13 protein-coding genes are annotated in these 14,145 nt (G+C 65.8%); 7 read left to right on the forward strand and 6 right to left on the reverse strand.

The features are described 5' to 3' along the window. Positions 1-24: 24 nt before the first annotated feature. Together rnd and dapA are read right to left on the reverse strand one after the other, a co-directional pair. A complete protein-coding gene (gene rnd, locus FXN65_RS19455; RefSeq protein ID WP_151135463.1) occupies positions 25-1,152 on the reverse strand; it encodes a ribonuclease D in 1,128 nt (375 codons plus the stop codon). A gap of 111 nt (positions 1,153-1,263) precedes the next feature. Then, positions 1,264-2,118 (reverse strand): 4-hydroxy-tetrahydrodipicolinate synthase, encoded by an 855-nt coding sequence (dapA, locus tag FXN65_RS19460; protein WP_151135465.1) that lies wholly within the window; start codon positions 2,116-2,118, stop codon positions 1,264-1,266. 414 nt (positions 2,119-2,532) lie between these two features. Between dapA and FXN65_RS19465 the strand changes: the two genes are divergently transcribed. Continuing rightward, positions 2,533-3,594, forward strand: a complete 1,062-nt coding sequence (locus FXN65_RS19465; protein WP_151135467.1) for an SMP-30/gluconolactonase/LRE family protein — start codon at positions 2,533-2,535, stop codon at positions 3,592-3,594. Between the two features lie 194 nt (positions 3,595-3,788). Here the strand turns inward: FXN65_RS19465 and FXN65_RS19470 are convergent, their stop codons facing one another. After that, on the reverse strand, positions 3,789-4,595 hold the full coding sequence (locus FXN65_RS19470) for a lysophospholipid acyltransferase family protein (RefSeq protein ID WP_151135469.1): 807 nt from the start codon (positions 4,593-4,595) through the stop codon (positions 3,789-3,791). 125 nt (positions 4,596-4,720) lie between these two features. Between FXN65_RS19470 and FXN65_RS19475 the strand changes: the two genes are divergently transcribed. The 5 genes from FXN65_RS19475 (at position 4,721) to FXN65_RS19495 (ending at position 9,708) form a co-directional block, all read left to right on the forward strand. Further along, positions 4,721-5,197 (forward strand): Lrp/AsnC family transcriptional regulator, encoded by a 477-nt coding sequence (locus FXN65_RS19475; RefSeq protein ID WP_151135471.1) that lies wholly within the window; start codon positions 4,721-4,723, stop codon positions 5,195-5,197. 203 nt (positions 5,198-5,400) lie between these two features. After that, entirely contained in the window at positions 5,401-6,576 is a 1,176-nt protein-coding gene (metC, locus tag FXN65_RS19480) for a cystathionine beta-lyase (RefSeq protein WP_151135473.1), read from the forward strand. Between the two features lie 106 nt (positions 6,577-6,682). After that, positions 6,683-7,537, forward strand: a complete 855-nt coding sequence (locus FXN65_RS19485; protein WP_151135475.1) for a sulfurtransferase — start codon at positions 6,683-6,685, stop codon at positions 7,535-7,537. Between the two features lie 242 nt (positions 7,538-7,779). Further along, positions 7,780-8,259: a hypothetical protein gene (locus tag FXN65_RS19490; protein WP_151135477.1), complete on the forward strand. Its 480-nt coding sequence runs from the start codon at positions 7,780-7,782 to the stop codon at positions 8,257-8,259. Between the two features lie 180 nt (positions 8,260-8,439). After that, a complete protein-coding gene (locus tag FXN65_RS19495; protein WP_151135479.1) occupies positions 8,440-9,708 on the forward strand; it encodes an OmpP1/FadL family transporter in 1,269 nt (422 codons plus the stop codon). Between the two features lie 56 nt (positions 9,709-9,764). On the opposite strand, the gene FXN65_RS19500 is transcribed toward FXN65_RS19495, so the two are convergent. The 3 genes from FXN65_RS19500 to FXN65_RS19510 all read right to left on the reverse strand — a co-directional run bounded on the left by FXN65_RS19500 (position 9,765) and on the right by FXN65_RS19510 (position 12,153). Continuing rightward, positions 9,765-10,319 carry a glutathione peroxidase gene (locus tag FXN65_RS19500; RefSeq protein ID WP_151135481.1) on the reverse strand — a complete coding sequence of 185 codons (555 nt, stop codon included), beginning with the start codon at positions 10,317-10,319 and terminating at the stop codon, positions 9,765-9,767. A gap of 171 nt (positions 10,320-10,490) precedes the next feature. Further along, complete coding sequence (locus FXN65_RS19505) at positions 10,491-11,696, reverse strand: MFS transporter (protein WP_151135483.1); 1,206 nt, start codon at positions 11,694-11,696, stop codon at positions 10,491-10,493. 43 nt (positions 11,697-11,739) lie between these two features. Beyond that, positions 11,740-12,153, reverse strand: coding sequence for a MarR family winged helix-turn-helix transcriptional regulator (locus FXN65_RS19510; protein WP_178119367.1), 414 nt, complete (start codon positions 12,151-12,153; stop codon positions 11,740-11,742). Positions 12,154-12,325: 172 nt separating this feature from the next. On the opposite strand from FXN65_RS19510, the gene FXN65_RS19515 reads away from it, so the two are divergent. Beyond that, positions 12,326-14,143: an acyl-CoA dehydrogenase C-terminal domain-containing protein gene (locus tag FXN65_RS19515; RefSeq protein ID WP_151135485.1), complete on the forward strand. Its 1,818-nt coding sequence runs from the start codon at positions 12,326-12,328 to the stop codon at positions 14,141-14,143. Positions 14,144-14,145: the final 2 nt, after the last annotated feature.

Here is a 14,145-nt window from a genome sequence, read left to right on the forward strand (position 1 = left end):
TGCCGGACGGCACGGCGGATTGGTTCATTGGCCGGCCGTGGCCAGGGTGTCCAGCAGGGCCTGGCCCATCAGCTCGCGGCGCCAGCCACGCAGGCCGTCGGGCAGGCTGTAGGGGCCGTCGGGGAAGCCGCTCTTGAGCAGGGCTTCCAGGTGCTTCTTGCGCAGCATCAGCTCCGGCGCCATTCCGAGGCGTTCGGCTTCCGCCTGGCCGACTGCACGCAGCTTCTTCAGCAACGGCGAGGCCTCCGGCGGCAGCGGCTCGGGCAGTGCCTCGGGCCATTGATCGGGCGGAGTCTCGGCGGCCTCGCGGATCAATTCAAGCAGGGTATTGCCGTCCTGACGCACGGTGCGCGGGTGCATGTCCTCGATTCGCGCCAGGGACACCAGGTTGTCCGGCTGGAAGCGCGCCAGGGGCCAGAGGCTGTGTTCACGCAGGATGCGGTTGCGCGGCTGGTCGCGCAGGCGCGCTTCGATCTCGCGCCAGGCACAGAGCTCGCGCAGCACGGCGAGTTGGGCACGGGAAAGCTTCCAGGCCAGCTTGGCTTCTCGGTAGAGCTCTTCGGGAACGACTTCGCGGCGCAGGTTGGCCACCAGTTCGGCGCCATCTTCCAGTACCCAGGCGCGCTTGGGCTCGGTCAGGCGCGGCTCCAGGGCGGCATAGAGCTCGGCCAGGTGCTGCGCGTCTTCGGCGGCATAACGCACCTGCATCTCGGTGAGCGGGCGCTGCAGCCAGTCGGAACGGGTCTCGTCCTTGGGCAGGTCGATGCCGAGGACCGCCTGCACCAGGCGCGAATAGCCCATGGAGTAGCCGATGCCGAGATAACCGGCGGCCAGCTGGGTGTCCAGCAGCGGCTGCGGCAGGGCGCCGGCCAGGCGCAGGAAGACCTCCAGGTCCTCGCTGCAGGCGTGCAGCACCTTGAGTACCGCGCGGTCTTCCAGCAGCTCGGCGAAAGGCGACCAGTCGCGAATCAGCAGCGGGTCGATGAGGAAGGCGTGTTCACCGTCGCCGACCTGCACCAGGCCAGCCTTGGGGTAGAAGGTGTCGACGCGCATGAACTCGGTGTCCAGGGCCACGAAGGGCAGGTGCCGCCACGCGGCGCAGTGTTCGGCCAGCGCAGCGTCGTCGCGGATCCAGATAATGTCGATGGCCACAGGGCTCTCCTTGAATCAGTGGCGCGCAGTATATATCGCGCCGGGTCATCGCTTCGCGCCTTGCATCACTCCCGCCCCGCCGCTGCCGGTCCGCACGGGGCGGGCGAGCGCCTAGGCCAGCTCGTTGCGCAGTCGTTGCAGCAGGGCTTCGGAACTGGGCTGCATGGGCAGGCGCAACTCGTCGCGGATCAGCCCCTGCATCGCCAGCAGGCTTTTCACCGGGGCCGGATTGGGTTCGGCGAAGGCCAGGCGAATCAGTGCCTGTATTTTCTGGAAGATCGCTCGCGCGGCCTCAAGTTCACCTTTGTCGATGCATTCGGCCATTTCCACGAACTGGCGCGGGCGGATATGCGCCGAGGCCGCGATCGCACCGCGGCCGCCCATGCACAGGGTGGTGAAGATCTGCCCGTCTTCGCCGGTCAGCACGTCCAGCTCGCCGTCGGCGATCAGCGCCAGGGTGGTTTCCGGGTTGCCGCCGCAGTCCTTGATGGCCACGATCCGCGGGTGGCGGGCGAGCTGGCGCAGGGTAGCCAGTTCCAGGCGCACGCCGGTGCGGTAGGGAATGTCATAGAGGATCACCGGCACGCTGGAGGCATCGGCGATGGCACCGAACCAGGCCAGCAGGCCTTCCTGGGACGGGCGGATGTAGTAAGGCGCCGGCACCAGCACGCCGGCGATGGGACGACGCTGCACCTCGCGCTGGAAAGCCAGCAGTTCGGCCAGGTGGTTGCCGGCCAGCCCCATCACCAGGCGGTCGCCGGGGATCTCTTCCAGCAACGCGTCCAGCACTGCCAATTGCTCATCCTTCGACAGCGCCGCCGCCTCTCCCGTGGTGCCGCAGGCCACCAGTCCGGCAACGCCTTCATCCAGCAGGTGCCGCGCCAGGCGGCGCAGGGCGGGGAAGTCGATGGCGCCATCGTTGAAGGGGGTCACCAGGGCAACCCAGATTCCAGAAAACACAGGCATTGCAGATCTCCTTTGGCTGACCGTCAGAGTCACCGTCGGAGGGATGCAGGGAGGAGATTCGAAAGGGGGAAGACCCGGTTCACGCCTACTGTCCTGTCAGCCCATCTGACGGGACAGCACGCCCCGGTCAAATGAGCGACTGTTTCTTGGATTTCTTGCCCGCGGCAACGCCATAGGCCGACGCCTGGGCCGTGAGGGCCAGGGCGGAAACGGCGGAGTGGGCGATTGCGGACATTGAAAAGCTCGGTTGGATCAAGCGAGGCACCGATACTGCTCAGTCCGCCCCCACACTGTCAACCGTGGCCTGCCTGATGGCACAGCATTCAGCCCTGGCGCCAGCCACGGGCGGCTGCTAAAAAGCCCGCGCAGAACAACAGGCCCCGGCCATCACCCCACCTCAATGGATACAAGAAGATGAAAAAACTGCTGGGCGTGCTCGCCCTGCTGATCGCCGCCGTGGCGGTCTATCTCGCCGTCACGCCCTCACCCATCGACCCGCTGGCCTGGGACGCACCCAAGGCCCCGGCCATGACCGGCGTACTGGAGCCCAACGACACCCTGATGAAGGCCGAGCTGATCGCCCAGGGCCAGATACATGGACCGGAAGATACCGCCGTCGATGGCCAGGGCCGCCTCTACGCCGGCCTGCACGACGGTCGTATCGTGCGCATCGGCGAGAAGGGCGAAGTGGAAACCTTCGTCGAAACCGGCGGCCGCCCCCTGGGCATGGACTTCGATGCCGCCGGCAACCTGATCGTCGGCGACGCCTACAAGGGCCTGCTGCGCATCGACCCGCAAGGCAAGCTCGACGTACTGGCCAGTGAGGCCGACGGCGTGCCCTTCCGCTTCACCGATGACCTGGACATCGCCCAGGACGGCCGCATCTACTTCACCGACGCGTCCAGCAGGTTCCAGCAGCCGGATTACCTGCTCGACCTGCTGGAGGCCCGCCCCCACGGTCGCCTGATGCGTTTCGACCCGGTGACCGGCAAGACCGAGGTGCTGCTCAAGGACCTGTACTTCGCCAATGGCGTGGCGCTGTCGGCCAACGAGGACTTCGTGCTGGTCAACGAGACCTATCGCTACCGCATCACCCGCTACTGGCTGAGCGGCGAAAAGGCCGGCACCCATGACGTGTTCATCGACAACCTGCCGGGCCTGCCGGACAACCTCCAGGGCGACCACCAGGGCACCTTCTGGGTCGCCCTGCCCTCGCCGCGCAAGGCCGACGCCGACTTCCTCCACACCCAGCCCTGGTTGAAGGCGCAGATCGCCAAACTGCCGCGCATGTTCTGGCCCAAGCCGGTGCCCTACGGCCTGGTCCTGCAACTGAACGAAAAAGGCGAGATCGTCCACAGCCTGCACGACACCAGCGGCACCCACCTGCGCATGGTCACCTCGGCCAAGCCGGTGGGGGACTACCTCTACCTGGGTAGCCTGGACAATGACCGGATCGGCAAGCTGAAGATTCGCTGACGCCGGGCAGGCTTTCGCGGGGTGGACATCCCCCGTCATGTCCACCTTTCAGCGCCTGTGTCGTACGGGATGGTGGATGCAGGACCGCATCGTTGGCGGTCTGGAAGTCAACCCTCGTTCTCTGGGAGAGGGGCCGGGGGTGAGGGATGTTCCAGGCAGCTCGGCGCCACGTCCTTTCGCGAATGCATTCGCTCCTACAAGGCTCGCGCTGGCGGCAGGTCGGAAGCCCCTGCAGGATTCATGGCTTCACCGGGCTCCTGCCCCAGCAGCTCCTGCATCCGTGCGCGCGTCTCGGCCATCAGCTCGCCGAGCCGCGCCGCGTCGTACTGGCTGGCGTCGATGGGCTCACCCACGTGTACTTCGACCTTCTGCCCCAGGTTCAGGCGGAAGGTGCGGGCCGGCAGCACGCGGTGAATGCCACGAATGGACACCGGGATGATCACGGCGTCGGTATCCAGGGCCAGGTGGAAGCAGCCTTTCTTGAACTTCAGCAGGCGGCCATCGGCGGAGCGGGTGCCTTCGGGTGCGGCCCAGAGGACGATGCCGCTCTCCATCATGCGCCGCGCGGTTTCCAGGTCCGCCAGGGCCTGGCGGCGGTTGTGCCGGTCGATGGACGGGAACTCCGCTGCTCGCATGGCCGGGCCAAGGAAGGGGATGCGGAACAGCTCCTTCTTGGCCAGCATGCGGATCGACCCCGGCAGGGCGACGAAGCTGGCCGGGATGTCGTAGTGGCTGGAATGGCTGCAGAGGATCAGGTAGCGACGGCCGTCGTTGAAGTCGGGTATCGCACCGTGCACCGACAGGTCCATGCGTACCAGGCGCAGCAACAGGCGCGACATGGCGCGGGTATAGCGGTCCACGCAAGCGCGGTCGAGGCGCTTCATCGGCGCGCGCACCAGAACCTTGCAGCAGTAGTAGAGGACCACCGACAAGGTCCCCAGGATCACGCCCAGACGGCGGATCAGCGAGGCACGTTCACTCAGTATTTGCAGGCTTGGCATCGGCTCTCCCATCTTCTCCCGGCGCGACTTCATGCACGGGTGACCTTATGATGCCGATTGTCATCGTTTCGACACACTTGGCCCGCCAGCCTCCTGACCAAATGCACCCGCCACGGACCCAGCCCATGGACAAGAAAGACCTGCAGATCATCGCCCTCCTGCAGCAGGACGCTTCCATTTCCCTCGCGGAGCTGGCCGAAGCGGTGAACCTCTCTCCCACGCCCTGCTGGCGGCGCCTGCAGAAGCTGCGCGAGGACGGCGTGATCACCCGGCAGGTGGCGCTCTGCGATGCCGAACGGCTCAAGCTCGGGGTCACAGTGTTCGTCACCATCCGCACCAGCCGCCACAGCGACGACTGGACCCGCCAGTTCATCGAAGGCACCCGCGACATTCCCGAGATCGTCGAGATCTACCGCATGACCGGCGACGTCGATTACCTGTTGAAGATCGTGGTTCCCGACATCAAGGGTTATGACGCCGTGTACAAGCGACTGATACGCGTCGCCGACCTGTCCGACGTCAGTTCCGGCTTCGCCATGGAGGTGATCAAGCACACCACGGCGCTGCCTCTCGACCACCTGACCCAGGCCGGCGACTCATGATCTCCACCCCATTGTCACTCTGTAAAAAATATTTCTACTTGAAAACAAAATAATAGAAATTATTTCCAATTTTCCTGTACTCCCGGCAAATCAAAGCAAAGAAATTCCCCACATCCATCGGTAATCTTCTCGCCATCCCAGACGCCTTCCGGCCCAGGCAGGCACTGCTCCATTCCGCTATCCCGACCCAGAGGAACACCCAGGTGGACGAACGCAAGCTGCATCTCGAAACGCTGCTGGCCCATGAAGGCCGTGAACGGGGCCGGGTCGGCGGTACCGTGAACACCCCGGTCTACCGTGCCTCCACCCTGCTCTTCCCCAGCGTGGAAGCCCTGCACGCGCAGAACGGCACCCTCAACACCTACGGCCGTCACGGCAACCCCACGACCCGCTCGCTGGAGACTGCCCTGGCCGAACTGGAAGGCGCCTATGGAGCCATGCTCACCCCCAGCGGCCTGAGCGCCCTGACCACCGCCCTGCTGGCCACCCTCAAGCCCGGTGATCACCTGCTGATGACCGATTCGGTGTACGACCCGACCCGCGCCTTCTGCGACGAGACCCTGAAGCGCTTCGGCATCGAGACCACCTACTACGACCCGCTGATCGGCGGCGGCATCGCCGAGCTGATGCGTCCCAACACCCGCGTGGTATTCCTCGAATCTCCCGGCTCGCTGACCTTCGAAGTGCAGGACGTGCCCAGCATCGCCGAGGTGGCTCATGCCCACGGCGCCCTGGTGATGGTCGACAACACCTGGGGCACGCCGGTGCATTTCGCCTCCTTCAAGCACGGCGTGGATATCTCCATCCATGCCGCCACCAAGTACATCGTCGGTCACTCGGACGTGCTGATGGGCGTGATCATGACCACCGAGGCGCTCTACCCGCAGGTGCGCGGCTTCTACAAGCAGCTCGGCCTGTCGGTCAGCGCCGACGATGCCTACCTGGCCCTGCGTGGCCTGCGCACCCTCTCCACGCGCCTGGAACGCCACCAGCGCAATGCGGAGAAGGTGACCCGGTGGCTCGCCGAGCAGCCGGAAGTGGAACGCATCCTCTACCCCGCCCTGCCCGGCGCGCCCGGCCATGAACTGTGGAAGCGCGACTTCACCGGCGCCTGCGGCCTCTTCAGCGTGGAATTCAAGGCGATGCCCGAACAGGCGGTGCGCGCCATGCTCGACGGCATGCAACTGTTCGGCATGGGCTACAGCTGGGGCGGTTTCGAGAGCCTGATCCTGCTGACCAATCCCGGCGCCCATCGCAGCGCGACCACCTGGAAGGCCGACGGTCCGCTGGTGCGCCTGCACGTCGGCCTGGAGCATCCGGACGACCTGATCGCCGACCTCGACGCCGGCTTCCAGCGCCTGCGCACCACCTGCCGCTGACCCCACGGGCGGCGTGGGTTCCGCGCCGCCGCCAATAGCGCGCGACAGCCAGTGCGGGCGTCCTTATGATGCTTGCCACAACAATGGTCACGACAAGGACCCCGCCATGTCGCTCGCACAGCTCATCAGCCCTGCCAAACTCAGTGCCCGCCAGGAAGAACCGGGCCTGGTCATCCTCGACTGCCGCTTCTCCCTCGACGACCCGGCCTACGGCGAGCGCAGCTATGCCGAGAGCCACATTCCCAAGGCCCGCTTCGCCGATCTGGAGCACGACCTGTCCGGCCCGGTGACCAAGGGCGTGACCGGCCGCCATCCGCTGCCGGACCCGGCAGCGCTCGCCGAGAAGCTGCGCAACTGGGGTATCGATGCTGAAAGTACGGTCGTGCTCTACGACGACGGCCCCGGCGCCTTCGCCGCGCGCGCCTGGTGGCTGCTGGCCTGGCTGGGCAAGCGCGACGGCGTGTTCCTGCTGGACGGCGGCCTCAAGGCCTGGCGCGATGCGGAACTTCCACTGACAGCCGTGACACCGACCGCGCAACCCGGCACCTTCTCCGGACAGCCTGACTCCAGCCTGTTGGTCGATGCCGACGCGCTCCAGCAACGTCTGGGCGACGCGAACCTGACCCTGCTGGACGCCCGCGCCCTGCCGCGCTTCAAGGGCGAGGTGGAACCCATCGACCCGGTGGCCGGCCATATCCCCGGCGCCCAATGCGCAGCCTTCTCCGACAACCTCGGCGGTGATGGCCGCTTCCTTCCGGCCGATGCCCTCAAGCAACGCTTCGCCGCCCTGCTCGGCGACCGCCCGCTGGACGAGGTGGTGGCCTACTGCGGTTCGGGCGTCACCGCCTGCCACAACCTCTTCGCCCTGTGCCTGGCCGGCTATCCCCTGGCGCGGCTCTACGCCGGCTCCTGGAGCGAGTGGATCACCAACCCGTCTCGCCCCCTGGCCAAGGGCGAATGAGGTAGAAAGTCAGCCGGCATGGGGCGTTGCGGCCCTTGCCGGCTGGCTGTTTTTTAATCACAGCCAGCTATATAGACAATAACCAGAAGCCTGAATCGGTTTAAAAACAGGCCTTTACAGCATAAATATCCCACTAGACTTCAAATCGAGCGGCTAACTCCGCTCCCGGTGGGGCCCTTTCCTAGAACGACTAGAAGCTGCCAAAACGCCCCGGCCCCGCCGGCACCCTTCGCGAGGGCCAAATGGGAATAGCCGCCAGCGATCTCCGCCAGCACGTGATACGACCGACGTTGCATTACCTGCAACGCCCCTCCTCCACCGCCGAAACCCTCCTGCTGGGCGCCGCCGCATGCCAATCGGCACTGGGCTCCGCCCTGGACTGCGGCAACGGACGCGGCCTCTATGGCATCAGCGACGAGCGCCACCAGCAGCTCTGGGACCGTCACCTGGCACTCGACCCGGACCTTGCCAGCCAGGTCCGTGGGCTGGCCAGCCAACATGCCTTCCTCGCCGCGCCGCACCTGGAGCTGACCGTCAACCTGCGCTATGCCACCGCCATCGCCTGGATGCTGGTGGAGTCGAGCATCCTGGTGCTGCCCGCCGCCGACGACCTGATCGGCATGGCCATGATCTGGCGCCAGGTCTTCCATCCCGAAGGCAGCCCGAGGGACTTCATCGACGCCTGGCAACGCCATGTCGGAGGCCTCAGCCAGGTCGCCTGATCACTGACCGATCAGTCAGGAACGGCCGTACCAGGCAATTTGCACGATCAGCGGAAATGCCGACAAATTCCATATTGTTCGACAATCTTACAAAGAAATTCGCCGAAAACTTCCGAGCTGGAAAGGCCTTTTGAATCCTGTTAGCGTGCCGGCCTTTGCACCACCGCTCAGGAGTTCACCGTGATAAGCAGAGTCTTCAGGACCGCCCTCGCCCTGGCCGTCAGCGCCGCTTCCAGCTACAGCCTGGCCGCTGGTTTCGCCCTCAACGAGCAAAGCGTCAGCGGCATGGGTACCGCCTTCGCCGGCCGTTCGTCCTCCGCCGATGACGCCACCACCGTGTACGGCAACCCCGCGGGCATGGCCCGCCTCAAGCGCGAGCAGGTGAGCGTCGGCGCCGCCGCCATCTTCGCCAGGACCGACATCGACGACGCCCGCAGCACCTTCGGCGGCAGCAACGACGGCGACATGGTTCCCACCGTAGGCGTGCCCATGGGCTACTACGTCAAGCCGATCGACGACAAATGGTCCTTCGGCCTCGGCATGTATGTGCCCTTCGGCCTGATCACCGATTACGAAACCGGCTTCGCCGGCCGGTATTACGGCGACAAGAGCGAAGTGCGCGTGATCACCCTGCAGCCCACGGTCAGCTACCGCATCAACGACCAGCTGTCCGTTGGCTTCGGCCCCACCATCAACCGCATCGACGGTGAACTGACTTCCGCAGTCCTCAATCCGCTGTCCCCGGGCCGCAATGACGGCAAGGTGAAGGTCAAGGGCGATGACACCGCAGTGGGCTTCAATGCCGGCGTGCTCTTCGAACTGGACGCGCGCACCCGCTTCGGCCTGACCTACCACTCCAAGGTGGATTACAAGCTGGAAGGCGACACCACCGTTTCCGGCAGCGGCTCGGTACTGGGCAGTTCCGCAGGCAAGTACGACGCCTCCCTGGACCTGGAAACCCCGGAATCGGTCGACTTCTCCGTCACCCACGACCTGAACGACAGCTGGACCCTCTACGCCGGCAGCACCTGGACCCGCTGGAGCCGCCTGGAAGAGATCAAGGTGGAGAACGAAGGCGTTCGCGGCCTGCTGGCCCCGGCCCTCGGCACCATTACCGAAGAGCAGGACTGGCGTGACACCTGGTCCTACGCCGTCGGCGCCGCCTACAAGCTGAACCAGCAGTGGGTCCTGCGCGCCGGCCTGGCCTACGACCAGTCCCCGGCTCGCAACGAGTTCCGCTCGCCGCGCATCCCCACTGACGATCGCAAGATCTTCAGCCTGGGTGCCGCCTGGAGCCCGAACGACGACGTGACCGTCGACGTCGCCTATTCCTACCTGAAGGAAGAAGACGCCGACATCAACCAGGTCAGCGCCAGCAAGGGGGCCTACCGCGCCACCTACAAGAACAGCGCCCATGGCCTGGGTGCGCAGCTGACCTATCGCTTCTGATCAGGCGGCAGGCAAAAGAAAGCCCGGAACAGTCCGGGCTTTTTTCTGCCTGCCGATCAGGGTTGGCTGGCCAGCGCCTGCTCCACCGCCTTCAGCAGGTCGGGGTCATCCGGCTTGGTGAGGCTGGAGAAATGGGCGATCACCTTGCCCTGGCGATCCACCACGTACTTGTAGAAGTTCCAGCGCGGCGTCTGCCCGGACTGGGCGATCAGCTCCTTGTAGAGCGGAATCGCCTCGTCGCCGGTGACATGCTGAGGCTGGGTCATGGCGAAGGTCACGCCGTAGTTCACGTAGCAGACCTTGGCGGTCTCCTCGTTGGAGGCGGCCTCCTGCCTGAAGTCGTCCGAAGGCACGCCCAGCACTTCCAGGCCCTGGTCCTTGTAGCGTTTGTAGAGCGCCTCCAGACCCTTGAACTGCGGGGTGAAACCGCAATGGCTGGCGGTGTTGACCACCACCAGCGGCTTGCCGGCGAAGCGCTGGCAGAGGTCGATGGTGTTCTTGGAGCGGAGTTGCGGCAGGTTGTGCTGCAGCAGCGAAGGGCACTCGGCAGCCATGGCCTGGCCGCCGAACAGGGCCAGCAGCGACAGTGACAGGATGGGCAAGGCTTTCATGGCGGGCTCCGGCGCGGATCGAGTGATCTGACTACGCTACCGCCGGGCCGCCCGACTAGCAATTGAATCCCAACTGCATCAGTGCCAATCCGCCTTGCTGCCAGCCCCACCAGCCGAGAGCCAGCAGCAGGCCGGCCGCCAAGGCGCCGATGACCCAACCCAGGCGCAGGCTCATGCCGCCCCGACGGGCCGCAGGCGCGCCACCGGCTGCTCGCGCACCGGCCAGTTCAGCACCGCTGCCGCCAGACTGAGGAAAATGGATATCTGCCATACCAGTTCGTAACTGCCCGTGTGGTCATAGAGATAGCCCCCCAGCCAGCCGCCGAGGAAGGCGCCCAACTGGTGGAACAGGAAAACGATACCACCGAGCATGGACAGGTTGCGCACGCCGAACAGGGTCGCGACGGTGCCGTTGGTCAGGGGAACGGTGGACAGCCACAGCAGCCCCATGGCCATGCCGAAGGCGTAGGCGCTCCAGATGGTCAGCGGCGAGTAGACGAAAGCCACTATCACCACGCCGCGCAGCAGGTACAGCGCGGTGAGCAGCTTCGGCTTGGAGTGGCGGCCGCCGAGCCAGCCGGCGATGTAAGTGCCGAACACGTTGAACAGCCCCACCAGGGCCAGCACCGTGGTGCCCACCGAGGCCGGCAGATGCTGGTCCACCAGATAGGCCGGCAGGTGCACACCGATGAACACCACCTGGAAGCCGCAGACGAAGAAGCCCAGGGCCAGCAGCCAGAAGCCGGAGTGGCCGGCGGCTTCGCGCAGCGCCTCGACCAGCCCCTGTTCATGGGCCTGGGGCGGTGGCGGATTGTCCTTGAGCAACCCCACCAGCGGCACGATCAGCGCCACCAGCAGGCCCAGCGCCAGCAGCGCGGAAGACCAGCCGAGCCAACTGATCAGGCCGAGGGTGCCGGGCAGCATGGCGAACTGGCCGAAGGAACCGGCAGCCGCGGCGATGCCCATGGCCATGCTGCGCTTCTCCATCGGCACGGCACGCCCCACCACGCCCAGGATCACCGAGAACGAAGTGCCCGACAGACCGATGCCGATCAGCAGGCCGGCGCTGAGCGACAGCGACAGGGCCGAATCGGAGAAGCCCATCAGCACCAGCCCCAGGGTGTAGAGCACGCCGCCGACGATCACCGTCTTCGCCGCGCCGAAACGGTCGGCCAGGGCTCCGGTGAAGGGCTGCGCCAGGCCCCAGATGAGGTTCTGCAAGGCGATGGCGAAGGCGAAAACCTCCCGGCCCCAGCCGAACTCGCTGCTCATGGGTGCCAGGAACAGGCCGAAGCCATGGCGAATACCCAGCGACAACGCCAGGATCAGCGATGCCCCAAGGAGAACCCAGCCACTCGTACGCCATACCGAAGTCATAGAAAGTCCTTTGCGGGTATATACCCGTATTCCAGCGAAAATATCAGCCGATATGTTCCAGATCATCCAGCAGCGCCATCAGCTCCGCCCGCTTCTCCAGCCCTATGCGCTGCCCCAGCCGCACCTGCACCTGTTCCCAGGCCTGCAGCGCCTCATCGAGGCAGGCGCGCCCGGCCGGCGTCAGGGAAACCAGGCGATTGCGCTGGTCCTCGCCACCTTCCAGGTGTACCAGCCCCTTGCCTTCGAGCACCTTGAGATTGCGCCCCAATGTACTGCGATCCAGCCCCAGGGCTTCCGCCAGGCTGGTGATGCTGGGCTGGTCCAACCGCGTCAGGTTCTTCAACAGCGAATACTGGGCGACGTTCACCCCGACGCCCTCGAGGGCATCGTCGTAAAGCCGGGTCACGTTTCGCGTGGCACGGCGCAGCTTGGTACAGAGGCACTGGGTCGGCAACATGAATGCGTGTATATACCCGCATTAGCCGGGGCGTCAATCCAAGCCTGCGCGAGAGCGATGGCCGGACACCCGCCGATTGTCCCAAGTGCCAGACAAAGCCGTTGCCGCTGCCAAGGCCCCCGGCCTGCCCGACCTCGTATAAACCGGGCCATCAACGCACGCCGAGGTCACCATGCCCAGCTACAAAGCCCCGCTGCGCGACATGCGCTTCCTGCTCAACGAAGTCTTCGACTTTCCCGCCCACTATCGCGCCCTGGCCAACGGTGGCGAGGCCACGCCGGACATGGTCGAAGCCATCCTCGGCGAATGCGCGCGGCTCTGCGAAGAAGTGATCGCCCCGCTCTATCACAGTGGCGACGAGGAAGGCTGCCACCTGGAGAACGGCGAAGTACGCACGCCCAAAGGCTTCAAGGAAGCCTACGACGCCTACGTGGCCGGTGGCTGGCAAGGCCTGTCGCACCCGGTGGAGTACGGCGGCCAGGGCCTGCCCATGAGCCTGGGCGCCTTGAAGCAGGAAATGCTCGGCACCGCCAACTGGCCCTTCTCCATGTACCCCGGCCTCTCCCTGGGTGCGATGAACACCCTGATGCAGCACGGCACCGAGGAGCAGAAGCAGACCTACCTGGTACCCCTGACCGAAGGCCGCTGGGGCGGCACCATGTGCCTCACCGAACCCCAGTGCGGCACCGACCTGGGCCAGGTGAAGACCCGTGCCCAGGCCAATCCCGATGGCAGCTATGCCCTGACCGGCACCAAGATCTTCATCTCTTCCGGCGAGCACGACCTGACCGAAAACATCGTGCACATCGTCCTCGCCCGCCTGCCGGACGCGCCCAAGGGCACCCGTGGCATCTCCCTGTTCATCGTGCCCAAGTTCCTCCCTGCCGACGGGGGGCCCGGTCCGCGCAACGGCGTGAGCTGCGGCGCGCTGGAGAAGAAGATGGGCATCAAGGCGTCCAGCACCTGCGTGATGAACTTCGACGGCGCCACCGGCTTTCTCATCGGCCCGCCGAACAAGGGCCTGGAATGCATGTTCACCTTCATGAACAGCGCCCGCATCGGCACCGCCATCCAGGGCGTGGCCACCGCCGAACTGGCTTACCAGGGCGCCCTGGCCTACGCCCGCGAACGCCGCTCGATGCGCGCACTGTCCGGCACCAAGGAGCCCGGATCGGTGGCCGACCCGCTGATGGTCCACGGCGACGTGCGGCGCATGCTGCTGACCCAGAAGGCCGTGGCCGAGGGTGGCCGAGCGCTGGTCTACCTCGCCACCCAGTACGCCGACCGCATGATCGAAGGCATCCTGCACAAGGACGAACGCCAGTACGCCCACTGGGACGACAAACTTGGCTTCCTCACCCCCATCCTCAAGGGCTGCCTGACCGAACTGGGCCTGGAAAGCGCGAACCTCGGCATGCAGGTGTTCGGCGGCCATGGCTACATCCGCGAGCACGGCATGGAGCAGATCGTCCGCGACGCGCGCATCGCCACCCTCTACGAAGGCACCACCGGCATCCAGGCCCTCGACCTGCTGGGCCGCAAGGTGTTGCTGATGACCCGGGGCAAGGCCGTGCGCGACTTCACCGGCCAGATCGCCCGCTTCGCCGTGGACCTGCTGAAGACCCAACCCGCCATGCGCGGCCGCGCCCTGGTGTTGCTGAAGCTTGCGGCCGAGTGGAACTGGCTGACCCTGCGCATCGCCCTGCGCGCCCGCAAGGACCGCGACCTGGTAAGCACCGCCAGCCACGATTTCCTGATGTACTCCGGCTACGCCGCGCTGGCCTATGCCTGGGCCCTCCAGGAGCACGCCGCCCGGCAACGACTGCGCGACGGCGGTGCGGAATCAACCGACTTCTACCGCGCCAAGCTGGCCACCAGCGACTTCTACTTCGCCCGCCTGCTCCCCCGCGCCAAGGGACACGCAGCAGCGATGCTGAAGCCGACGGGGTCGGTGATGGGGCTGGCGAGTGAGCATTTTGTGTTTGAGTAGAT

It is taken from the genome of Pseudomonas lalkuanensis (assembly GCF_008807375.1).
GTDB lineage: Bacteria > Pseudomonadota > Gammaproteobacteria > Pseudomonadales > Pseudomonadaceae > Metapseudomonas > Metapseudomonas lalkuanensis.

What these genes read in the sequence shown, in the direction of transcription:
- dapA (WP_151135465.1), bottom strand. Translation starts at nt 2,118, where the DNA reads ATGCCTGTGTTTTCTGGAATCTGGGTTGCCCTGGTGACCCCCTTCAAC.
- FXN65_RS19465 (WP_151135467.1), top strand. Translation starts at nt 2,533, where the DNA reads ATGAAAAAACTGCTGGGCGTGCTCGCCCTGCTGATCGCCGCCGTGGCG.
- FXN65_RS19470 (WP_151135469.1), bottom strand. Translation starts at nt 4,595, where the DNA reads ATGCCAAGCCTGCAAATACTGAGTGAACGTGCCTCGCTGATCCGCCGT.
- FXN65_RS19475 (WP_151135471.1), top strand. Translation starts at nt 4,721, where the DNA reads ATGGACAAGAAAGACCTGCAGATCATCGCCCTCCTGCAGCAGGACGCT.
- FXN65_RS19485 (WP_151135475.1), top strand. Translation starts at nt 6,683, where the DNA reads ATGTCGCTCGCACAGCTCATCAGCCCTGCCAAACTCAGTGCCCGCCAG.
- FXN65_RS19490 (WP_151135477.1), top strand. Translation starts at nt 7,780, where the DNA reads ATGGGAATAGCCGCCAGCGATCTCCGCCAGCACGTGATACGACCGACG.
- FXN65_RS19500 (WP_151135481.1), bottom strand. Translation starts at nt 10,319, where the DNA reads ATGAAAGCCTTGCCCATCCTGTCACTGTCGCTGCTGGCCCTGTTCGGC.
- FXN65_RS19505 (WP_151135483.1), bottom strand. Translation starts at nt 11,696, where the DNA reads ATGACTTCGGTATGGCGTACGAGTGGCTGGGTTCTCCTTGGGGCATCG.
- FXN65_RS19510 (WP_178119367.1), bottom strand. Translation starts at nt 12,153, where the DNA reads ATGTTGCCGACCCAGTGCCTCTGTACCAAGCTGCGCCGTGCCACGCGA.
- FXN65_RS19515 (WP_151135485.1), top strand. Translation starts at nt 12,326, where the DNA reads ATGCCCAGCTACAAAGCCCCGCTGCGCGACATGCGCTTCCTGCTCAAC.